Below are 20,908 nucleotides of genomic sequence, written 5' to 3' on the forward strand. Positions count from 1 at the left end.
TGATACCGAAATGATTACACTTATACCTTTATTGTCCTAAACTGGTCCCCTTTGTTGGTTGATGCCCGAGATTCCATTTCTTCCATACTTCGGATGGGTGAATAATCGTTACCGGAAATTCGTTTGGGGCTTCGTCCGCTTCAGCTTGATTGATATAGAAAGTATCCAAATAGTTCGCAGACGTTTGGGTAAATCCTAACGATACGAATCGTTCATCGACTACTTTAAAGTGACTGCCCGTTAAATGGGTGGGCTCATCCGTATAGGTGATTTCTCCTGTATATCGAACGGCGTATTGTCCCTCGTCCCCCATTTTGAAATAATGCTGATTTCCATTCGTACCTAAGTAAGTTAAATCAATCGGTTCCTCTACAGTTTCTTCTTCATACATATCTAGTTCCCGAAAGCGATCCAATAGATTCATAGATTGATAACTATTGACTAAATCTGAGCTCTGCATCACATCATACCCCATGATTTTGTACCGATCTCTAACACCTGGATTGATCAAGCTAGACTGCTCGATCCATTGGTTGTATCTGGTATGTTGAACGTAACCATATCCCACGATACTCACTAACAGTAAAAGTATCATTCCTTGTCCTATTTTTCTGTTTTTGCTACCTTTATCCGTATAAATGCGGATAAAAACAATCGCAATCAACACGACCATCAAAACTGCTAATAAAATCGGTAAAATCAACGTATAAAGTGATTCTCCTTTTACCCAAAATTCATACATTATTGTTTTATCCTTTCTGCTTACAAATAGAAATATTTATTATCAAGAAGTAAGCGCCCCTGTGATCCAATCTGAGATGCCACTTGAGAAGGGTAAAACTTTTGATGGAAACTCATCTTTTGCTTGATCTGCTTCTTCTTGATTGATATAGATTGTCTCTAAGTAATTAGGTGTGATCGGGGTAAAGCCTAACTGTTCAAAGCGTGGATCGTTCAATCGGAACTGTGTGCCTTGCATATAGGATTTTTCTTGTGTGAACGCTACATCGCCTCTATACCAAAAAGCATATTGTTCTTCTTTTCCAATCGCAAAGTAGTGACGTCCATTCAATTCACCAAGATAGGGATGATTGATTGCCTGACGCACTTCTTCACGTTGATACATTTCTAGCGACTGATAATGATCACTCAAATCAACACCTTGATAATTAGATACCAACGATGGGTTCTCCACGATGACTGTACCCATAATTTTCTTTTGGCTACGCACACCTGGATTGATGTAATTGAATTGTTCTAGCCAAAAACCATATGTATCATGACCCCAGAAAGAGAACATAGCACTTCCAAGAAAGAGTAGAATGAGACTGATACCCATCACTTTTCTTTTTTTGCTACGTTTTTCCGTATAATAAAACATGAACAAACCAACGATCATAGCAACAGAAAGAATCAATAAAATCATTGGCATAATAGTTGTGTAAAACCGCTCTGCTTTTATCCAAAATTCATACATACTTTCCCCCCTAAAACTTAATCATCATAATAAAATGAGTTAATTTTCATCATATTATTACCATTTACTTACCAAACAAGTTTACCATAATTGAAAGGGAAAAAAGAACGAATTTAATAAATAGATGAATCAATACGCATCAAAATATTGATTTATTTTTAATTGGATGATTATTTGTATAAAGATTTTAATAACCATGTATCGCACGCACCATGTTCAGATCCATCAAGCGGTTGATCTAACTTTTCAAATCCATATTTTAAGTAAAGCGTATTAGCTACCGCGAGCGAAGCAAAGGTTTCAATATAAATCTCCTCGTAAACGTGACCAGCCTCTTCAAGAATGGTGCGCATCAACAGATGTGCATACCCCTGTCCTTGTTCTTCTTCAATAATATACAGCTTTTGTAGTTCTCCTGTTGTTTTATGATGACCGAAGGGACCATACCCACCCCCACCAATGATCTTGTGATTTTTTTTCATTACCCAGTAGTCTGACCGTTCTGCTAGGTAGATAGTGGACAGTTGAAATAAATAGGGATCAAAATAAGCGGTACCCGGTATAGCCAAGCCAGCTTTTTCTAGGTTACGCTGGACGATCTCTCCCATCTTCTGATTATCTTGTTGCTGGATTTTTCTAATCTTTAAGTTCATAGCGTCCTCTCCTTTAATAAATGATTATAAGGAAGTAATTCTGTGTTCTCAAGCCATATTTATTCAGTTTATAGAATGGCTTTTGCTATACTATAACAACAACGATTTTAAAGGAGCGCACTTATGATTCAATTTGAGAAAGTTTATAAACGCTATAATGATCAAGCTGTTGTATCAGACTTTTCTCTTGAAATTAAAGAGGGAGAGTTTTTTGTACTGATTGGTCCCAGTGGGAGTGGGAAAACGACTACACTTAAAATGATCAATCAATTGATCGATCTCTCAGAAGGATACATCCGAATAGAGGGCAAGCCGATTAGCGACTACGATCTCCAAGAGCTAAGGTGGAACATTGGTTACGTACTACAACAAATCGCCTTATTTCCGAATATGACGATTGAAGAAAATATTCTGGTCGTACCAGAAATGAAGAAATGGTCGAAAGAAGATATGCGTAATCGCGTAGCTGAACTACTAGAGAGTGTTGGAATGGATCCTGAAAGCTATCGTCACCGTAAAACATCTGAGCTTTCCGGTGGTGAGCAACAGCGAATTGGTGTTGTTCGTGCGCTCGCAGCTGATCCAGATATTATTTTAATGGATGAACCTTTTAGTGCATTAGATCCGATTACTAGAAATAATTTACAAAAAGACGTCCTGAAACTCCAACGTCAACTCAAAAAAACAGTCGTCTTTGTTACACATGATATGCAAGAAGCTATTAGCCTAGGAGATAGAATCTGCCTAATGAATAAAGGTAAAATCGAGCAAGTAGGTACCGCAGAAGAGATTTTAAAGCAACCTGCTAACGATTTTGTTCGTGAATTTATTCAAACCGGACTTCCAAACTACCAAGAAGAAAAAACCGTACAAGATTTAGTAGAAAAAGGATATGTTGATCAAACTGTTGAACCAACAAGCGCGATCATCGCTACTACTGAAACAGTCAAGACCTTGACGATTCTTCTATCCGAACATGAGGCCATTACGGTAGAAGGAACAAACGCTGTTATCACAAAAGCCCATCTTGTCAGCTTCCTAGCAGAAGAAGCTGCATCGTCAAAGGAGGATAACATTTAATGAATTTAGTCGAAACTTTCCAACAGCGTAGCGGTGCTTTTTGGACTGCTCTATACGAACATATGCAATTATCTTTTATCTCTTTACTGATTGCCGTTTTGATTGCCGTTCCCATCGGAATTTGGTTGATAGGACATAAACGAATTGCTGAACCTATTATTCAAGTCACAGCAATCTTCCAGACGGTCCCGTCCCTTGCTCTACTAGGCTTACTGATACCACTGATCGGTATTGGTACTGTCCCAGCAGTTATCGCACTTGTTGTTTATGCTTTGCTACCAATATTAAGAAACACGTATACGGGTCTGGCAGAGATCAATCCTGCGTTGAATGAAGCGGCTGATGCAATGGGGATGAGTCGTTATAGAAAATTAACGAAAGTTCAAATCCCAATTGCCCTTCCTGTCATCATGGCTGGTATTCGGACAGCAATGGTTTTGATCATCGGTACCGCTACAGTTGCCGCATTGATTGGCGCAGGTGGTCTTGGTAGTCTGATTCTTTTAGGAATTGACCGTGGTAATAATGCATTGATTATTTTAGGTGCCGTTCCGGCAGCGCTCCTCGCCATTTTCTTTGACTGGTTACTCAGCTACATTCAAAAAACTTCATTTAAAAGAACTGTTATTTTACTCAGTTCTGCCCTTGTACTGGTTATAGGTGTAATTTTTGTTCCAATGGTTTTCAATGAAGAAGAAGATATCGTTATTGCTGGTAAATTAAATACTGAACCCGAAATCTTGATGAATATTTACAAGTTACTCATTGAAGATCAATCAGATCTAAAGGTCAGAATCGAACCTAATTTCGGTAAAACAACCTTCGTCTTTAACGCACTACAAGCTGACGAAATCGATATTTATCCGGAATTCACAGGAACTGTACTAAGTACATTCTTTGATGAAGTACCCGAACCTGGAACCACAGAAGAAGAAGTATACGAAGAAGCAAATAAACGATTGAACGAAGAGTATGATATGACTTTACTTGAACCAATGGCTTACAACAACACTTATACTTTGGCGGTTCAGAAAGAATTTGCTGAAGAAAATAATTTGGTCACAATGTCCGATTTGAATGGTGTAGCGGCTAATATGAACGCCGGATTCACAATCGAGTTCAATGACCGCGAAGATGGTTACCCTGGTATTCAGGAATTGTACGGTGTTACTTTCGGTAACGTACAAACGATGGAGCCACAATTGCGCTATACGGCAATGGAACAAGGAGATATTGATATCCTTGACGCCTACAGTACAGATGGACAAATCGCTCAATACGATCTGACTGTTTTAGAAGATGATTTGGATTTATTCCCTCCGTATCAAGGCGCACCCCTTCTAAAAAATGCTTTACTTGATGAACATCCAGAATTAGAAGAAATATTATCCGTACTTGGTGGTCGCATTACCGATGATCAAATGCGCGAAATGAATTACCGCGTAGACTACGAAGATGTTACCGCTGCTGATGTTGCTCGAGAATTTCTCGTTGAAGAAGGACTATTGTCTGAATAAAGGAATATAAAAATCCCCCGACTACTAAAGCCGTTGAAACACTGCTTTGTAATCAGGGGGATTTTTTTATAATGTGATCCAGTAACGTCCAAATGATCGGCCATCATCTTTAACACCTGATGATTCTCTTTGACCATTTTGATTCAGTATTGTTTGGATGCTAGGTTTGTTTTGATCATCCGCAGTGATCACCACGCTTTCAATCCCTCGTTCTTTGAACAAAGGTAATACTGTGCTCACCATCGTCTGTGCTAATCCTTGTCGTCTATGGATTGGAGATACACCATAACCGATATGGCCTCCAAGGTGTTTCAATCGGTCATTTAATTTGTATCGACAATTAATCGCACCCGCTATTTCATCCTCATTAAGGAACAAAAAATAGGTTTCTGCTGGTACCCATCCTGTTCTTCCTGCTTCATCCAATATCAACTGCTTTAGATACTCTGAATAAGATTGACCCTCAAAGTCGGCGGACGTTGGTACGATATTTTCGTCTCCCCAACTATCAACGAAGGTTCTATAAGCATGTTCATCCGTTATCAATAACTTCCGCAACTGCAAATCGTTACCCTCCTTTTTAAAGTGTCGCTTCGAATTCTGCCTTAACATCCGCTAGTAATTGTTGGTCAAGTATTAGATCTAAAGCTGTCTCAGTAAAGGCAGCGATAGTCTTTTCCATACCTTGATAAGCAGCGGCTGTCTTGGTATATTCTCTAAATTCCACTGTGTGGGCTGTTACACTATTGCCCTCACTAATACCGAAATACGGATTGATCGCTGGCACAACTTGGCTGACATTTCCCATATCCATTGAGCCCATAGAATCTTTTACTTCTGTATTCATTTCGATTCCTAGTTGTTTCATGTTTTCGTTATATCGCTCAGATAACGTCTTATTCGTGATGAGATTTTGATAGCTCGCTTCATAATGTCCCCATTCCATCGTACAACCCGCTGCCATTGCACCGGCTTCTGCACATCGAATGACTTTTTCTTTCAGTTCTGTTAAGTAAGGCATATCCATCGCACGTACGTAAAACTCCGCTCTAGTGAAATCTGGAATAATATTCGCAGCTTCTCCACCTTGTTTAATGACGCCATGCACACGCGCTGAAGGATGAATCTGCTGTCTAAGTGAATTGATATTGTTGAATGTATTTAAGCACGCATCCAATGCGTTCTTTCCCTCAAACGGTGATGCAGCTGCATGAGAAGTTTTACCATGAAACTTGAATTCGATTGCTTCCATAGCCATTGAAGTGCCACTCGCGTAATAGTCATCTGATGGGTGCGTACAAAAAGCGACATCAATATCTTCAAATGTTCCAGCTTCTGCCATTGTGACTTTATCGCCATTGGTTTCTTCTGCGGGTGTCCCTAATACCACCACTGTTCCACCGACTTCATCGACTAGTTTTGATAAAGCGATTCCTGCACCCGTATCTGTTGATCCCAATAAGTTATGACCGCAGCCGTGTCCAATCCCTGGAAGTGCATCGTATTCAGAAAGATAAGCAATCGTTGGTCCGGTTTTCTTTCCTTTATACACTGCCTTGAATGCTGTATCGATACCAAGGTAAGGATATTCAACATCAAATTCATGTTTTTCAAGTAACGTCACATGTGCTTTTGAAGAAAGATATTCTTCGTGACCGAGTTCTGGATGGTCATAAATATATTCGCTGAGTTCTTTAAGCTCTGGACTTAGATCTTCTATAATCGTTTGAATGTTTTCTGTATATAATTTCATCGTCATAAGATTCCCCTAATTTTCATTTTACTGATTAGTTTAATCCTACCCACAATAAAAGTCAATTCATTTTGTATAATTATTCAAAAAATATACAAAACTAAAACTAGCCAAATCCTACAAAAATTAAGGACAATATAATTTCTACAGCAACGCTAGCTGTTATCAAAATAAATAGTCCGTCCATCCATCTTTCTAACTGATTACGTTTCTTTATATCCATTTTTCTTTCTTTAACCTCTTCGTAGACGAGCAAAACTAAGAAGATTATGACAATCAAGCCGTTTAGATTAACCGCCTGTAGCCCTATCGATCCTGTCGCGTAACTAAAGATATACCCACCTATAACTAATAACGAAAAAAGCAGTTTAAATAGAAATTCTTTTCTCAACACTTTTCCTCCTTTAGTGCTTTTTTCTACTTTGCATGATTGAAATTACGGCAATGACCATATTGATGAGCAATAGAAAATACAGCAATCCTTTTGTATCTTCATAATGAATCTGACTGAACATTTGTAATAAAATAACCCCTATCAAAAGTAGTGCAACAACGAATTGCGCAATTTGTACCTTTTTATTTGAGTACATGGTGACTCCCCTCTTCTGGTTTTATTTATTTTATCACTATTCTAACCAAAAGAATCCATTTAGTGAAATAAAATAGAGATTTCGTTTTGAACTTTTTTGTTCATCACGAGATCTCTATTTTTAAAACGATTATCAACCTTAAACGGCGGAAAGATAGAAAGAATCAATAATAAAATTAAAATAAAAAAAGGAAAAGAACACACAGCCGTATTGAGCAGCTGTGTGTCCTTTCCTAAACTATTTCACTTTTAAGTTTTATCCTTTATCCACGTCATTTGACGAAGAACCCTATTTATTCAGGTGAAATAGATGCTTCGTAGATTGACTGAATCGCGTTTGAAAGGTGTTGATCGAATTCTTCTGCTGACTGTTCAGCATTCAAGTCTTCTGAAAGTGCGCGAGAGAAACTTGCAATCAATCCTTTGTTTTTCGCTAATTTCTCGTTCGCTTCTTCACGGCTATATCCACCTGAAAGAGCGACGACACGCAATACGTTCGGATGTTCAATCAATTCTGAATAGAAACCTGCTTCTGTAGGAATCGTCAATTTCAGCATCACTTTTGTGCCTTCTTCTAAGTTATCTAAGCTTGACTTGATGGCTGTTCTTAACAGTTCCTCAGATTTCATTTTGTCTTCACTGTAAACACCGACTTCGGGTTCAATGATTGGCATCAACCCTGCATCTGTTATCTGTTTCGCTACTTCAAACTGTTGTTCCACAACTTTTTTGATACCTACTTCGTTCGCTTCTGAAATCACCGAACGCATTTTAGTACCAAAAATATGATGGTCTACTGCTCTTTTCAATAATTGATCTAAGTCTGGAATCGGCTTCATGACTTGCACACCGTTTTCTACCTCAGCGAGTCCTTTATCTACTTTTAAGAAAGGAACGATTCCTTTTTCTTCCCATAGATAGTCGGCTGTATATTTATCATCAACCATGCGGTCCATTGTGTTTTCAAATAAAATCGCACCAAGAATATGTTCAGAAGTGAAGGCGTCACTTTTAATGACACGCGTTCTCATTTCGTGAACGACTGTAAACATTTCATCGTCAGTTGAATAGGCATCTTCATGAACACCATATGCTTCGAGTGCCTTAGGCGTACTACCGCCACTTTGGTCCAATGCTGCGATAAATCCTTTTCCTGATTCCATTCGTTTCATTTGTTCTTTATTCAAGTAGATCCTTCCTTCCATCTGATATGTTCTACTTTTCTACGAGTTCATTATAACGCTCCTCTACCAGATTATTAAAGGAAAGACACTTATGCTTACTGTTGAATGTACGCGGTGCTTCCTGTAGCTGTTTTTTCAACAACGATATGTGCTGGAATTCTTGTTTTCAGTTCATCCACATGAGAGATGATGCCTACCAGTCGACCTTTTTGATGCAGGTCTAATAATGTCTGAACAGCCATATCCAAGGAATCGGAATCAAGCGTTCCAAATCCTTCATCAACAAATAGTGTGTCGACACTGACGCCACCATTTTGATTCTGGATGACATCACTTAACCCAAGTGCCAAAGCTAGAGATGCTTTAAAAGTTTCTCCCCCTGACAGGGTATGAACACTTCTACTTTTACCTGTATAGTGGTCAAATACTTCCATGTCTAATCCTTGTTTCCCAGACCCTTTGCCTCGTTCTAACTGTCTTTTCAATTCATAGCGATTATTGGTCATTTGATTAAATCGTTGATTAGCTGCCAATAAAATCTCTTCGAAGTAAATCCCAAGCACATAGCGTTCAAATGAGATATAGTCCGTTTGTTTCGTACCATTCGCCAAGTCTGCCAGCCTACCATACAGTTGATATTCTTTCTCAGCTTCCCCACTTTGCTTGTGATACATCGAAATGGTTTCTTTGGCACGTTTGTTTTGCGCTGTAGACATCAAGCGTTCATCACGTTCTTGTTCTAACTTTTGGTACTCGATAGTGATTTGTGCAGTCGCCTCTTCGTAATCTTTTTTATCTTCCAAAGCAGCCACTTGATTCAACTGTTGCTCAATTTGTTGATGTCTATCTTTATTCACTAAAACGGCTTGCTTATGCGTTTCTACTTCTTTTGCATAAGACTGCTGATTGGATTCAGATAGTACGTAGTCCGAAAATGGCTCACTCAAATCACTCGCTGATTTGAGTTCTTCGAAAAGTTTATTTAAGCGACTCTTGCGCTGACTGGTTTCTTCTAATTGACTAGTTGTTAATTCGATGGCCGTCTTTGTTGAAGCTAATTGGCTACTAATTTCGCTGAGCGCTTTTTGTATCGCTTCATGCGTTTGCTCGATCTTGTCAATCGCCTGTTCTTTCGTTTCAATCTCAGTTTGGATCGTGAGCTTACTTTCTCCACTCAACGGTGCTTTAAGTTGCTCTAATTCCTCTGACAGCTCTTGCATTCTCGTTTCTGTAAATGCAATCGTTGACATCACTTGCTGCTGATTGATTTTACTCTCTTGCGCTTCTTCTTTCAGCATTGTTAGTTGTTCTTTCACTTTTGCTTCTTCGAGCATTTGCTGCTCTGCTGTCTCTAGCGATTCTACAAAACCTTGCATCTCTATTTCCAATGACTGCTTCTGCAATTTGGTTTCCTCGTAAACAGTTGCAGCAGTAGCGGGATCGATTGCGATTGACTCGCTTCGGTTTGCGATATCTTGTCGAACATTTTCTAGTTGCGCTTCTAATTGGATCGCTTTTGCATTCGTTTGCTTTTCTTCTTGTTCTAATGCTTCTATTTGTTCTTCCGTTACTGCGGTCTCACTGATTGTTGCTAAGCTTGGATGATGTGTTGAGCCGCATACGGGACAGGCTTCCTCTTCGCCTAGTTCTTCAGCCAATCTACTAGCAAGATTGGCAAAATAATCTGCTTTCCCAGTAACCAGTTTCCGATAAGCGATGTCGCTTAGTTGCTTAGCTGCTTCAACTTCATTCTTACTCTTTTGTTCAGTCTGCTGTAATTTACAAATCGCTGCTAGTTGTTCCTCAAGACTACTTGATGCTTGTAATCTTTCCTTTGTATCTAATACTTTTTCTTTCAATTCTTCGATTTTTGTTTGGAGCTTTTGCATCAATGCCAATTCTTTTTCAGCTTTTTCAATTTTCTCGTTAGTCAATACTAATTGCTCGCTTAGTTTTGACTGCTTGTCTTGTTCATTTTTGATTTTTTCAGCTTGTTGTTTGAGTAAGCTTTCTTTCGCCTCAACTTGATCAAACCGCTTGATTTCTTCCTGTAGCGCGGAGACCGTTTTGCGCAATTGCTTTAACGTGTCTACAGCCGCTTTACTGGCTACTTGCTTCTCTAACTGTCGTTTTTCTTCAACTTCTAGTTGTTGCACAGTTTCCTTTAATGCAGTGAGCTTGGATGTTTGGGTGGTTACTTGTTTCGCCACTTCTTGAAGTTCAGTTTCTGCTTGAACAATTTTTTCCGCTTCATCATGCTGTTTCAACGCTACTTCTTTTTGTTGTATCGTTTTATGGTTGGCTTCAAGGCTTTCTCGCTCAGCAGTGATTTTTTCTTTTTGTGCTAACCACTCAAGAATCTGCTCTTTCTCTTTCAATTCTTTTTGCAAAGTCGACAGTGTTTCTCTCACAGTACCTAGCTCGGCTTCTTCCTCAGCAATCGTTTCCGTTAACCGCTCGAGAATTTTATTAACGTCAAATTGTTCGATTGCTTTCTCTAATTCCTGATCCTCTTTGATTGCAATCGTGGAGAAGGCTTGTTCCATAGCTTGTTTGCTACTTTTATACTGATCTTCTAGCTGCTTTGCCTTTATCTTCAGTAGTGCTTGAAACTGCTCAATTTGCTTTGTTTGAAAAATATTTCTGAATATTTTTTCTTTATCGCCACTATCGGATTCCAACATTTTTTTGAAAGAGCCTTGAGGTAGCATCACAATTTGTCGAAATTGATCATAGGTCAAACCGATAATTCTTTGGATTTCTTCATTTGCCTCTTTTACCTTAGTCGTCACTTGTTCGCCATGATGAAATTCAACATTCGATTGGATCTGTTTTGTTTTAGAGCGTGTACCTGGTCCAATCTGAGTAGGCTCTCGGTGAATAAAGTAACACTTTTCTCCTAGCTCAAATGCTAATTCTACGAAGCTAAGGTCTGTATCTTTTGCGAATTGGGATTTAAAGGTATCCTTTTGCCTTGTGTCCCCACTCGCTTGATCAAATAGAGCATAAGCAATCGCATCAAAAATCGTCGTCTTTCCTGCTCCAGTAGGTCCACTCACTAGAAATAAAGAAGACTGTGCCAACGTTGTAAAATCAATTTCTACCTTCTCTTTATAGGGACCAAAAGCATTCATCACTAACTTTAACGGGCGCATTAGGCTTCTCCTTTCTGGCTATCGTTCACCATTTGTTCGATAATCGCTTTTTGCTTATCATCAAGTGCATCTTGATGGTAGGTTTTGTAAAAGTCTTCAAATAACTCGACAAGAGATTTTTCTTGTAATGATGCTTGCGTTTGCTGAGTAGCGGCAGCTTCTGAACGTTCTCTACCGATATACTCCAGCCCCATCGCAAATGGATATCTTTTTCGCAGTTGATTCATTGCATCCATCACATAGTCTTTATCTTCTAATTCGAAGAAAATATAATCTGTAGACTCGCCGGTCATCAATTCATCAAAAGTTCCTTTTAAAACCTGCATATCTCTTAGCGGCTTGATCTCAACAGGCTCAATGTCAAGATGGTTTTTTTCAATATCTACGATCCAGCTTTTTTTATGGTGAGGCACTTCAGATTTTGAATATTTCAGCGGTGATCCACTATAACGAATCTTCTCCCATTTTACTTTTTGCGCTTTATGCAAATGGCCTAAAGCAACATAGTCAAAGTCTTCAAATAATCCAGCATCCACGAATTCAGCGGTTCCGATACTCAGCGGTCTTTCGGATTCAGAGTCTTCTACAGAATCTTTAGTCTGATTGACAACATAGCCATGCGCGATCAATATATTTACTTCATCATTATTCATCTGCGCTTTAATGGCTTCAATTTGTACACGCGTAGCATCTTCAAGATCTTTGATCTCATCATGACCAAGTAATTGTCTAACCGTAACGTGATCCGCAAAAGGCATCAAATAAAAGTTGATACCATCGATCGTAACTTTTCTTGTGGCCGTTTTTAACGTACCTTCCATGTACAAACGACTGGTTTCTAGCAGTGCTGCGCCGTATTCTAATCGTTCATTACTATCGTGATTCCCTGCAATCGCTAAGACAGGAATGTTCACTTCCTTGATCAACCGAGTCAGAATCTTATTGGCCAATGTCACAGCTTCTTTTGGCGGTATCGCTCTATCATAAAGATCTCCCGCCATAATCAATACATCGATTTGATTAGACTTAACGAAATCAACTAATTGTGTTAAATAATATTCTTGATCCTCCAGCATCGAAAATTCATTAACGATTTTTCCGATATGCCAGTCAGCTGTATGTAGTATCCTCATATATAATGCTCCATTCTCCGATTCTTCATTGCCTTTATTTTAACAAAAACCATTATTTATAGAAACATATATTTGGTTTACAAAAATTTAACTGCAATTTCACAAATGAACTGTTATAATCAGATAAACGCTTACATGAATAGAAAGGAAGGTGTCTCTATTATGGCAATCATTAAGAATATGCGTCCACCAGAATCCGAAGACGGCTTTGGTACCTTTCAAATTGATGCAATGGGTGATTTGTTTTTTAAATACGAGATCAGTTTCAATGGCAGTCCCAAATTAATCCCTGAACTCCTCATGGACGATTCAGTTTACCTAAATCACCAAAGTATTCGGTTGAACCCCGATTCTATCTTATTTAAAACTGCTCAAAAAAATTTGAATGACTACTTTTGTGATAACGAAGAAACGCTATGGGAATAACTTCTCCATAGCGTTTCTTTATGTATTGATCTGAGAATGTTTTCGTGCATTTTTCTTAATAAAAATGGCTACTGTGCGCAACTTTATCTTTATTCGTTCAACCACCCCAGTTTTCAAAATGCTGTAGGCTGTTAGATGTGTCGCAACCAAAGTGAAAATGAAAACGACCCAACCTTCGTGAATCCCAAGACTTTGCCCCATTTCTTCTGAAAAAAGAGCAGCCATCTCTATAAAGAGTGGATGGATGAAAAAGTAATAGATACTTAACTGTTTTAATGTACACAATTGCTTTTCTTGCCAAATCGACGTATGCTTTGCCCAAATAAATAATAAACCAGTGACCGGAATAAAAGAAAACATGAAATTTTTGTCTATTCCTTGGTTCATATAAATGATCGTGCCTTCTAGCACTAAACATCCTAAAGCCAGCAAACATTTCATTTTAAAGAATTGTTTTGAAAACAGTCCTACCTCTTTTTCCTGCGCAATCAAGTAGCCCACACAGATGAAAATCGGTACGTAAAACAACCCATTACGACTTGTCAGAAAAAAGACCCGATATTGTTCATAGATCTGATGTAAAAATGTTCCTTGCAAATAACTGTAATAAGTTTCTACGGAACCTATCAGGTAAAGAATCAAAGAGATCAAGAACACCATTCGCATTTTCATATACTGATTTAATTTGTTAACAAAATAAATGCCAAATAAAAATGCAGGAATATACCACAAATGATACCAGATCCCCGAATAGCATAAGCCTACAATGATTGCTAGTGGAATAGCAAAGACGGGTAAAGCAAGACTAGCAATATAAATGTAACCTAGCGGTATGTATAAAATGCTCCAGCCAATGTATTGCATAATCGCTTTTTTAAAATAGCCTTTTTTATGAGGACTCCGCTTGTAAAAATAGGCTGAACATATCAGGAAAAATGGCACGGCGAGTCTGCTGAAAATACTTTTCTGGGTAAAATGAAAGACATCTGAGTAAAAGACTCGGTTTGAATGTAACAAAATTACCATGATTGAAAAAACAAACTGCAGTACGCTGATCATGGCGCTATTTAGCTTTTGCTTCGTTTCTATAGCGTTCACCTCGCTCATTACATTTATAAATATCTTTACATCTAGTATAAACGAACTTGGCGTTCTTTTAAATCCCTATAGGCAATCATTTACGAAAATAATTATAATAGGTAAAGACTAGTATTCTGAGTTAATCTGTAGTACACTCAATCGGATTGAACATGATACATCTTAAAGATAGATACAAAACGATGAAGAGGGATACAATGAGAAATATTAAAATGACAATTGAATATGATGGTGCCCGTTACGCTGGATGGCAGAGACTTGGTGATTCAGACAAAACGATCCAAGGAAAAATAGAACAAATCCTTTCAGATATGACTGGCGAGAAACTAGAAATCGTTGGTTCTGGTAGAACGGATGCAGGAACACACGCTAAGGGGCAAGTAGCCAATTTTAAGACGGAATCCAAGATGGAACTACTAGCCATGCGTAGCCATCTTATCCGTTATCTTCCTCAAGATATTATTGTAAAAGATCTTGAAGAAGTACCTGAACGCTTCCATTCTCGTTACCATGCAAATGGCAAACAGTATAGCTACTACGTTTGGAACGAAGTTGTTCCATCTGCTTTTGAGCGTAACTATAGCTTTCATCATCCAAAACCATTGGATATCAAAAAAATGAAAGCTGCTTGTGAAAAATTACGCGGTGAACACGATTTTATCGGTTTCTCTGCGTTAAAAAAATCAAAAAAATCGACGGTACGAACGATCCAAGACATATCGATTGAAAAAGAAGGTGGATTGTTACACTTTACCTTCATCGGAGATGGATTTTTACACAAAATGGTTCGGATTATGATGGGGACCTTGCTCGAGATTGGTACTGGTGAAATCCCACTTGAAACGATCGATGAGATATTTGAAAGTGGCGTTAGAAGCAATGCCGGTATGACGGTACCTTCTCAAGGACTATTTTTAGATGAAGTTTATTACCAATAAGCTGTGAGATCGTAAATCTACACTAGTGAAAATAGGGCGCCCGATTAGTTATATAATCAGGTTCCCTTTTTTAAGTTATTTTAACATACAGCACCGCAATAAAAGCGTTACCTCATAAGTTATGTATTTCTTTTCTTCTATGACAAGCAAATGCGTTAAAAAAACATTAGTAGTGAGACTCCTACAGTAACAAAGGGCTCATTAATACATTCGAATACCCTCTATCAAGCATCTTATGAATTGTATCCGAAAACGATTGTCCAAAGTAGCATATAGAGTACGAAAAGAATTACAGCGATACCTAGTACGATGCTGATGATGGCAGATCGTTTACTCTGTTTTCGAATCTTTACGCCCGTCACAATCGATAGTATACCGACAGCCAAAAAAATCAATTCGATTAGTATCCACGGTCCTCGAATCTCAAAAGCTGTTTTTACAACACTTATTATTTCTTCCATTTTACCCTCCCACTTGTACTTTTTTAATTAGGTGAAACGATAATAGAATCCGCTTAACACCTTGATTCACTTTATCCGATAGGGTATATTTACATTAATCGAATACGTTTATTATATCACAATAAACGAGAAAGGAGTGCCTTAATGTTATTCTCCTCAAGTATCATCTCTGCTTTAGTCGTCAGTTTGATTTATCTCGCGATTGCTTTTAGTTTAAACTTACCAGCTCCTTATAAGAAACGTTACCGTACATATTCAGTTTTCATCAGTGGTCTTTTTTTACTATTTTTAATCGGGATTGATTTTTACAGCCAACGAGCAGCTAATTACGACATTGCTGGACCACTGTTTGCCGGCGTCGCCTTTTCTTATTTTATGATGTTCATCCCACTTTTCGTCGCTATATTTACGACTTTTTTACTATGGATCAAAAATATAACCGCCTACTCAGTCATCGTGAGATTTATCGTATTGGTTGTGATCGCTATATTTCTAGCGGGTATCGGTCTTCTAGGATATCCTTTATTCATTTTAACGTTTTATGGCTTTGCGCCGTAGGCTATCTATTTCAAACGATAAAAGGAGCTTTTATTTATGAGTACAACTGGTGTGTTCAATGCTATTCTTCGTTCAAATGACATTTTACTTGTAAAAAGGCGAGACTTACCGCTATGGGACTTGCCAGGTGGTCGGCTCGATGATAACGAGTCGATAGAAGCTTGTGCAACAAGAGAAGCGCAAGAAGAAACAGGATTTATCGTCTCCATCACTGAAAAAACCGGTACCTATACCGATTCGATTCGAAAAGATACGCAAGTCATCGTTAAAAGCAAAATTATTTCAGGAGAAGCCATTAAAGAAGGGCCCGAAACAAAAGAACTAAAATTTTTTTCCATGAACAAGCTGCCCATTAACCTTGTCCCAGCAAGACGTCTACAGATTGGCCATGTTAGAAAAGGTCAGCAAAATCTTTCAATGGATATCACCGAAAACCGCTTATTGAGACTTCTAAGAAAAGTTTTGAATTGAGTGAGAATTGAATAGCGAAAACCCCCATTCTTCTCAAATTGAAAAGAATGGGGGCCTTTATTTAAACAGGGAATCAAATAAAAGCATGAAAAATGAGTTCAAGCCTATCCTTAAGCTTTGAAATCATATAGCTTAGCCTGTTTGATGTCTTCTACAGTTTGTGTGCCTGCTAGTTGCATAACGCGTTTCAAGTCCGCATCAAAATAATCAAGGACTGAACGAACACCTTTCCAACCGCCTAACGCAAGACCATAAAGCATGGGACGTCCCAACGCTACAATGTCTGCACCACTGGCTATGGCTTTAAAAATATGTTCTCCACGTCTGATTCCACTGTCAAAAATGATAGGGACCTTGCCACCAACAGCTTTTGAGATCGCTTCAAGGGTATCGAACGAACCAGGCGCACCGTCTAATTGACGTCCACCATGATTCGATACCCAAATCCCTTCGGCACCTGCTTTGATGGCAATCAAGGCATCTTCAGGCGTTTGAATTCCTTTGACAATAATCGGTAGTGCTGAATAATCCGCAAGAAATTCAACATCTTTTGGACTGATTTTTTGCTTGGATTGAGCATAGATATTATTTAAAGACATATTTTCTCCACTACCAGTCAGATAGCGCGAAACGATCGGCATTCCAAAAGGATAAACAAATGCATTTCGTATATCGGTTTCTCGGTTCCCACTCAACGTTGCATCCGCAGTCAAAATAATGGCCGTTGCACCATCTTTTTTCGCTTCGTCTACAATCAATTTATTGAGTTCATCATCCTTACTCATGTAAAGCTGAAACCAGCGTGGTGAGCCATTCAGTCCTTCTTCGATTTCCTCGAAGGTTGCACCAGAATAGGCACTGATTGACATGATCGTACCAAACTCAGCGACACCTTTTGCGGTCCCTGCCTCTTTCGATTCGTGTGCCAATCCATGTGCCGCGATGGGTGCCATGATAAAGGGCGCTCGTATGTCATGGCCCAGTATGGTTGTACGCAAATCCGGGTTTTCTACATCAGCTAACACCCTTGGTAAGATGCCTTTATGGTTGAATGACTCAATATTTTGTCTTTTAGTGAATTCATCGCCAGATCCCCCAGAGATATAACCATAGCCACCTTTTGGCAAGACATCTCTAGCAGCTTCTTCCAATTCATACGTATTGACGATCGTCAGATCCTTTACTTCTTTTGGAGCTCGGTAGGTTTCTTGATGTTCGTTTGACATAAGACCACTCCTTATTTCCACAAATCAACGATTACAACATCGCCAGCATTTAAACGTTTGGACTATGTTCGATCACCACTCTACCTTGTGCATCGAGTAAAGGCGTAATACTACTACCGCCTCCGACCCAAGTTTGCAAGTAATGCACACCGGTTACCCGATCTACGACAATCGTGTACTGACTTCCATCAGCAACTTGGTCTACACTTTTCACCACAAATCGTTTTTCTTTTGATACTTCATATTTGTCTTTACTGAACATATAAATACACTCCATTCTCATTTAACTTAAACGGCTTTCCTTTTAATCATCTTTAAACTATACTAACATTATTCACTTAAGGAGATGCATCGATGAAAAATTTTCAAGATAGAGAACCAGCAGATAAAAGCTATTTAAAAGGAAAAGGCGCACTATATTTTGGTATTTTTGCGTTAATTATATTGAGTACGGTTATTCTTGTCTTGTCATTTTTTGCTTTTCTTGTTCTTTCTTTCACAAATTATTAGTCTAATGAATAACCCTACTGTACTCTTTTAATACGCTGATTTCAATCACTTTGCCATCATTATCGTCTATAAAACACACTCATAACAAGCATACGCTCATGCACGATTCACTTTTTGAAAACTTTCAACACTTTACCAGCATGATACAGGATATATCGATGCCATCGACATCAAAGCTAAGCAAAAAGATACTTATTTTACACCATCATCTATTTTTATTTTATAACAGTCGATTCTATCCATCAATTTTTTCTCAAAAAAATTTATGTAACTTTAATCTAAAAAAGGTAACCATTGAATCGATTCAAATACAAACAAGAAGAGGCTGAGGGAAATTCCCCCAGCCTCTTCTCTACTGATTATAATACTTTATCTAAGAAATCACGTGTTCGTTCACTTTGTGGATTATTGAAAATTTGTTCCGGTGTACCCACTTCAACAATATTTCCTTCATCCATAAACACGATACGATCTGCCATTTCTCTGGCAAAACCCATTTCGTGAGTTACTACGACCATGGTCATCCCTTCTTGCGCCAATTTTTTCATTGCGCCCAGAACTTCTCCAACCATCTCAGGATCCAGCGCACTGGTTGGTTCATCGAATAACATGATGTCCGGATCCATTGCCAACGCTCTCGCAATCGCTACACGTTGTTTTTGCCCACCAGATAAGGCGTTAGGGTAAGCTTCTGCTTTGTCTTCCATTCCAACGCTTTCCAGTAGCTTCATCGCTAATTTTTTACTATCACTATTAGAGATGTTTAACAATTGTTTAGGTGCCAACGTAATGTTATCTGTAACCGATAAATGCGGGAACAGGTTGAACTGTTGGAATACCATCCCAATGTTTTCGCGTACTTTATTGATATTCTGAGAAGGATCAGTCAAATCATGATCATCGACGATCACTTTACCAGCACTAACTTTTTCTAGTAAGTTCATACAACGAAGGAAGGTACTTTTACCTGAACCAGATGGTCCGATAATCACAACGACTTCTCCTTCTTTTACTTCTATATCTAGTCCTTTTAAGACTTCGAGTTTTCCAAAGCTTTTTCTTAATTGTTCTGTTTTAAGCTTAATCATTGGCTACTAATCTCCTTTCAATCAGATTAGATAGTTTTGTTAACAGGGTAATCAATACGAGATACATAATCGCTACGATGATCCACATTGGACCCGATTGATAGTTACGCGCAATAATAATACGACCTGTTTGTGTTAATTCTACGATTCCGATAACAGATAGAATTGATGTATCTTTGAGTGTGATGACGAATTGGTTGATCAAAGATGGAATCATGATCTTGATTGCCTGTGGTAGGACAACTTTACGCATAGATAAACCATACGGCAAGCCCAAACTACGCGCTGCCTCTAATTGACCTTTTTCTACAGCTGCAATACCGCCTCGTACTTGTTCTGCAATGTAAGCCGTCGTATTCAAACTCAGTGTAATGACACCTGCCGTAAAGGCTGTGATTTGTACACCTAGCAATTGCGGCACAGTGAAGTACATAAAGAAGGCTAAAACGATCAATGGGATACCACGTAAAATCGTTACATAAATATCGGCAATAACATTCAACGCTTTACTTGGTGTTGCGCTGAATAATCCAATGATCGTCCCAGCGAGCAAAGCGATAGCAAACGAAATCAGTGTCAGCACTAAGGTGCGACCCATTCCTGAAAGCAAGTTTCCAAAGTTTTGTTGAACCAATGCTAAGAAGCCTCTTTGTTGGCCCGACTCAACACTGTCACCTAAATATTTTTCTGTAATTTCTTGATACGTACCATTTTCTCTAATATTGACTAATCCAGCATTGAACATCTCAGTCAATTCTGGATTTTCTCCTTTATTCACAGCGAAGCCATATGAATCGCCTTCTTCAGGTTCAGTAGGAAATCTTAATTCCAGCCCTTGCTGAATGGCGTATGCCATAACGGGATAATCCTCAAAAACAGCATCCGAGTGTCTAGAAACAACATCTTCGTACATACCAGCTGAATCTTCAAATTGGTTAATTTCAAAGTCATAACTTTCTTGAAGTTCACTCGCTAGCTCTGCTCCAGTTGTTCCTACTTTTACGGCTACTGTCTTACCTTCAAGATCTGAGTATCCGTCAATTTCGTCGTTATCTTCTCTAACCGCCATAACAGGACCAGCATCAAAGTAAGGATCTGAGAAGTCAAATGCTTCTTCACGTTCAGGTGTAATACTCATGGCCGCAATCATACCATCTACTTGATTAGACTCTAATGCCTGAAGACCCGCACTGAAGTTCATCGGTCTTAATTCAAATTCAAATCCTTGATCTTCAGAAATGGCTGTAAGGATGTCAACATCTATACCGACGTATTCGCCACTTTCATCTTGGAATTCGAACGGCGCGAATGTCACATCCGTTGCGATAATATATTTTTCCCCCGGTTCAGCTGCATTCACATCTGCCGGAAACAGAACTGTATTTAATAGTAGCGTGAATAAAAATAATATACCGATAAATACTTTATTTTTCCTTTTAATTTCCATAATATTTAGTAGTGCTCCTTTCATTTTTTGTTACAATAATTAATTAATTATACATCAAACATTCAACCGAAACAATCATCTGCCTTTATAAACTCGTTATTATTATTAAATAAATATGAGAAAAACTTTATTTTATTAGTTTTA

23 protein-coding genes are annotated in these 20,908 nt (G+C 38.5%); 7 read left to right on the plus strand and 16 right to left on the minus strand.

Annotated elements, in window-relative coordinates:
* Window positions 1-28: 28 nt before the first annotated feature.
* The 3 genes from J5J05_RS04125 to J5J05_RS04135 all read right to left on the minus strand — a co-directional run bounded on the left by J5J05_RS04125 (window position 29) and on the right by J5J05_RS04135 (window position 2,130).
* Window positions 29-742 carry a hypothetical protein gene (locus tag J5J05_RS04125; RefSeq protein ID WP_208559399.1) on the minus strand — a complete coding sequence of 238 codons (714 nt, stop codon included), beginning with the start codon at window positions 740-742 and terminating at the stop codon, window positions 29-31.
* A 42-nt stretch (window positions 743-784) separates the two neighbouring features.
* Window positions 785-1,477 (minus strand): hypothetical protein, encoded by a 693-nt coding sequence (locus tag J5J05_RS04130; RefSeq protein ID WP_208559400.1) that lies wholly within the window; start codon window positions 1,475-1,477, stop codon window positions 785-787.
* Between the two features lie 170 nt (window positions 1,478-1,647).
* On the minus strand, window positions 1,648-2,130 hold the full coding sequence (locus J5J05_RS04135) for a GNAT family N-acetyltransferase (RefSeq protein ID WP_208559401.1): 483 nt from the start codon (window positions 2,128-2,130) through the stop codon (window positions 1,648-1,650).
* Between the two features lie 123 nt (window positions 2,131-2,253).
* Here J5J05_RS04135 and J5J05_RS04140 point away from each other — a divergent pair, with 123 nt between their 5' ends.
* Window positions 2,254-3,210, plus strand: coding sequence for an ABC transporter ATP-binding protein (locus J5J05_RS04140; RefSeq protein ID WP_208559402.1), 957 nt, complete (start codon window positions 2,254-2,256; stop codon window positions 3,208-3,210).
* Window positions 3,210-4,727, plus strand: coding sequence for an ABC transporter permease/substrate-binding protein (locus J5J05_RS04145; protein ID WP_208559403.1), 1,518 nt, complete (start codon window positions 3,210-3,212; stop codon window positions 4,725-4,727). The genes J5J05_RS04140 and J5J05_RS04145 overlap by 1 nt, the downstream gene beginning before the upstream one ends.
* Window positions 4,728-4,793: 66 nt before the next feature.
* Here the strand turns inward: J5J05_RS04145 and J5J05_RS04150 are convergent, their stop codons facing one another.
* The 7 genes from J5J05_RS04150 to J5J05_RS04180 form a co-directional block, all read right to left on the minus strand.
* On the minus strand, window positions 4,794-5,291 hold the full coding sequence (locus tag J5J05_RS04150; protein WP_208559404.1) for a GNAT family N-acetyltransferase: 498 nt from the start codon (window positions 5,289-5,291) through the stop codon (window positions 4,794-4,796).
* A 16-nt stretch (window positions 5,292-5,307) separates the two neighbouring features.
* The gene (locus J5J05_RS04155) at window positions 5,308-6,486 is read right to left on the minus strand and encodes a M20 family metallopeptidase (RefSeq protein ID WP_208559405.1); all 1,179 of its coding nucleotides are present in this window, start codon (window positions 6,484-6,486) and stop codon (window positions 5,308-5,310) included.
* Between the two features lie 100 nt (window positions 6,487-6,586).
* Window positions 6,587-6,871: a hypothetical protein gene (locus J5J05_RS04160; RefSeq protein ID WP_208559406.1), complete on the minus strand. Its 285-nt coding sequence runs from the start codon at window positions 6,869-6,871 to the stop codon at window positions 6,587-6,589.
* 13 nt (window positions 6,872-6,884) lie between these two features.
* Window positions 6,885-7,070, minus strand: coding sequence for a hypothetical protein (locus J5J05_RS04165; protein ID WP_208559407.1), 186 nt, complete (start codon window positions 7,068-7,070; stop codon window positions 6,885-6,887).
* Window positions 7,071-7,362: 292 nt separating this feature from the next.
* On the minus strand, window positions 7,363-8,256 hold the full coding sequence (locus J5J05_RS04170) for a fructose bisphosphate aldolase (RefSeq protein WP_208559408.1): 894 nt from the start codon (window positions 8,254-8,256) through the stop codon (window positions 7,363-7,365).
* Window positions 8,257-8,348: 92 nt separating this feature from the next.
* Complete coding sequence (locus tag J5J05_RS04175; RefSeq protein WP_208559409.1) at window positions 8,349-11,408, minus strand: AAA family ATPase; 3,060 nt, start codon at window positions 11,406-11,408, stop codon at window positions 8,349-8,351.
* Window positions 11,408-12,541: an exonuclease SbcCD subunit D gene (locus J5J05_RS04180; RefSeq protein WP_208559410.1), complete on the minus strand. Its 1,134-nt coding sequence runs from the start codon at window positions 12,539-12,541 to the stop codon at window positions 11,408-11,410. The genes J5J05_RS04175 and J5J05_RS04180 overlap by 1 nt, the downstream gene beginning before the upstream one ends.
* 162 nt (window positions 12,542-12,703) lie before the next feature.
* On the opposite strand from J5J05_RS04180, the gene J5J05_RS04185 reads away from it, so the two are divergent.
* Window positions 12,704-12,967 (plus strand): hypothetical protein, encoded by a 264-nt coding sequence (locus J5J05_RS04185; RefSeq protein WP_208559411.1) that lies wholly within the window; start codon window positions 12,704-12,706, stop codon window positions 12,965-12,967.
* 18 nt (window positions 12,968-12,985) lie between these two features.
* Here the strand turns inward: J5J05_RS04185 and J5J05_RS04190 are convergent, their stop codons facing one another.
* On the minus strand, window positions 12,986-14,074 hold the full coding sequence (locus tag J5J05_RS04190) for an acyltransferase family protein (RefSeq protein ID WP_341868498.1): 1,089 nt from the start codon (window positions 14,072-14,074) through the stop codon (window positions 12,986-12,988).
* 188 nt (window positions 14,075-14,262) lie between these two features.
* Here J5J05_RS04190 and truA point away from each other — a divergent pair, with 188 nt between their 5' ends.
* Complete coding sequence (truA, locus tag J5J05_RS04195; RefSeq protein WP_208559413.1) at window positions 14,263-15,003, plus strand: tRNA pseudouridine(38-40) synthase TruA; 741 nt, start codon at window positions 14,263-14,265, stop codon at window positions 15,001-15,003.
* Window positions 15,004-15,236: 233 nt separating this feature from the next.
* On the opposite strand, the gene J5J05_RS04200 is transcribed toward truA, so the two are convergent.
* A complete protein-coding gene (locus J5J05_RS04200) occupies window positions 15,237-15,464 on the minus strand; it encodes a hypothetical protein (protein ID WP_208559414.1) in 228 nt (75 codons plus the stop codon).
* A gap of 144 nt (window positions 15,465-15,608) precedes the next feature.
* Here J5J05_RS04200 and J5J05_RS04205 point away from each other — a divergent pair, with 144 nt between their 5' ends.
* Window positions 15,609-16,022: a hypothetical protein gene (locus J5J05_RS04205; RefSeq protein WP_208559415.1), complete on the plus strand. Its 414-nt coding sequence runs from the start codon at window positions 15,609-15,611 to the stop codon at window positions 16,020-16,022.
* A gap of 36 nt (window positions 16,023-16,058) precedes the next feature.
* Window positions 16,059-16,493, plus strand: coding sequence for an NUDIX hydrolase (locus tag J5J05_RS04210; protein WP_208559416.1), 435 nt, complete (start codon window positions 16,059-16,061; stop codon window positions 16,491-16,493).
* 110 nt (window positions 16,494-16,603) lie between these two features.
* On the opposite strand, the gene J5J05_RS04215 is transcribed toward J5J05_RS04210, so the two are convergent.
* Window positions 16,604-17,719 carry a lactate oxidase gene (locus J5J05_RS04215; protein WP_208559417.1) on the minus strand — a complete coding sequence of 372 codons (1,116 nt, stop codon included), beginning with the start codon at window positions 17,717-17,719 and terminating at the stop codon, window positions 16,604-16,606.
* 49 nt (window positions 17,720-17,768) lie between these two features.
* Complete coding sequence (locus J5J05_RS04220; protein WP_208559514.1) at window positions 17,769-17,981, minus strand: DUF6440 family protein; 213 nt, start codon at window positions 17,979-17,981, stop codon at window positions 17,769-17,771.
* Between the two features lie 92 nt (window positions 17,982-18,073).
* Between J5J05_RS04220 and J5J05_RS04225 the strand changes: the two genes are divergently transcribed.
* Entirely contained in the window at window positions 18,074-18,229 is a 156-nt protein-coding gene (locus J5J05_RS04225) for a hypothetical protein (RefSeq protein WP_208559418.1), read from the plus strand.
* A 359-nt stretch (window positions 18,230-18,588) separates the two neighbouring features.
* On the opposite strand, the gene J5J05_RS04230 is transcribed toward J5J05_RS04225, so the two are convergent.
* Together J5J05_RS04230 and J5J05_RS04235 are read right to left on the minus strand one after the other, a co-directional pair.
* Window positions 18,589-19,317, minus strand: coding sequence for an amino acid ABC transporter ATP-binding protein (locus J5J05_RS04230; protein WP_208559419.1), 729 nt, complete (start codon window positions 19,315-19,317; stop codon window positions 18,589-18,591).
* Entirely contained in the window at window positions 19,310-20,764 is a 1,455-nt protein-coding gene (locus J5J05_RS04235; protein WP_208559420.1) for an amino acid ABC transporter substrate-binding protein/permease, read from the minus strand. Before J5J05_RS04235 ends, J5J05_RS04230 begins: the two co-directional genes overlap by 8 nt.
* Window positions 20,765-20,908 lie beyond the last annotated feature (144 nt).

Origin of the sequence: Marinilactibacillus kalidii, from assembly GCF_017599325.1 — a bacterium.
GTDB classification, from domain to species: Bacteria; Bacillota; Bacilli; order Lactobacillales; family Carnobacteriaceae_A; genus Marinilactibacillus; species Marinilactibacillus kalidii.

Bases quoted from the DNA above. Each gene is read 5' to 3' on its own strand.
- J5J05_RS04220 (WP_208559514.1), bottom strand. From the start codon at position 17,981: ATGTTCAGTAAAGACAAATATGAAGTATCAAAAGAAAAACGATTTGTG.
- J5J05_RS04165 (WP_208559407.1), bottom strand. From the start codon at position 7,070: ATGTACTCAAATAAAAAGGTACAAATTGCGCAATTCGTTGTTGCACTA.
- J5J05_RS04215 (WP_208559417.1), bottom strand. From the start codon at position 17,719: ATGTCAAACGAACATCAAGAAACCTACCGAGCTCCAAAAGAAGTAAAG.
- J5J05_RS04230 (WP_208559419.1), bottom strand. From the start codon at position 19,317: ATGATTAAGCTTAAAACAGAACAATTAAGAAAAAGCTTTGGAAAACTC.
- J5J05_RS04235 (WP_208559420.1), bottom strand. From the start codon at position 20,764: ATGGAAATTAAAAGGAAAAATAAAGTATTTATCGGTATATTATTTTTA.
- J5J05_RS04200 (WP_208559414.1), bottom strand. From the start codon at position 15,464: ATGGAAGAAATAATAAGTGTTGTAAAAACAGCTTTTGAGATTCGAGGA.
- J5J05_RS04140 (WP_208559402.1), top strand. From the start codon at position 2,254: ATGATTCAATTTGAGAAAGTTTATAAACGCTATAATGATCAAGCTGTT.
- J5J05_RS04155 (WP_208559405.1), bottom strand. From the start codon at position 6,486: ATGACGATGAAATTATATACAGAAAACATTCAAACGATTATAGAAGAT.
- J5J05_RS04185 (WP_208559411.1), top strand. From the start codon at position 12,704: ATGGCAATCATTAAGAATATGCGTCCACCAGAATCCGAAGACGGCTTT.
- J5J05_RS04190 (WP_341868498.1), bottom strand. From the start codon at position 14,074: ATGAGCGAGGTGAACGCTATAGAAACGAAGCAAAAGCTAAATAGCGCC.
- J5J05_RS04210 (WP_208559416.1), top strand. From the start codon at position 16,059: ATGAGTACAACTGGTGTGTTCAATGCTATTCTTCGTTCAAATGACATT.
- truA (WP_208559413.1), top strand. From the start codon at position 14,263: ATGAGAAATATTAAAATGACAATTGAATATGATGGTGCCCGTTACGCT.
- J5J05_RS04205 (WP_208559415.1), top strand. From the start codon at position 15,609: ATGTTATTCTCCTCAAGTATCATCTCTGCTTTAGTCGTCAGTTTGATT.
- J5J05_RS04180 (WP_208559410.1), bottom strand. From the start codon at position 12,541: ATGAGGATACTACATACAGCTGACTGGCATATCGGAAAAATCGTTAAT.
- J5J05_RS04175 (WP_208559409.1), bottom strand. From the start codon at position 11,408: ATGCGCCCGTTAAAGTTAGTGATGAATGCTTTTGGTCCCTATAAAGAG.
- J5J05_RS04125 (WP_208559399.1), bottom strand. From the start codon at position 742: ATGTATGAATTTTGGGTAAAAGGAGAATCACTTTATACGTTGATTTTA.
- J5J05_RS04130 (WP_208559400.1), bottom strand. From the start codon at position 1,477: ATGTATGAATTTTGGATAAAAGCAGAGCGGTTTTACACAACTATTATG.
- J5J05_RS04225 (WP_208559418.1), top strand. From the start codon at position 18,074: ATGAAAAATTTTCAAGATAGAGAACCAGCAGATAAAAGCTATTTAAAA.
- J5J05_RS04135 (WP_208559401.1), bottom strand. From the start codon at position 2,130: ATGAACTTAAAGATTAGAAAAATCCAGCAACAAGATAATCAGAAGATG.
- J5J05_RS04145 (WP_208559403.1), top strand. From the start codon at position 3,210: ATGAATTTAGTCGAAACTTTCCAACAGCGTAGCGGTGCTTTTTGGACT.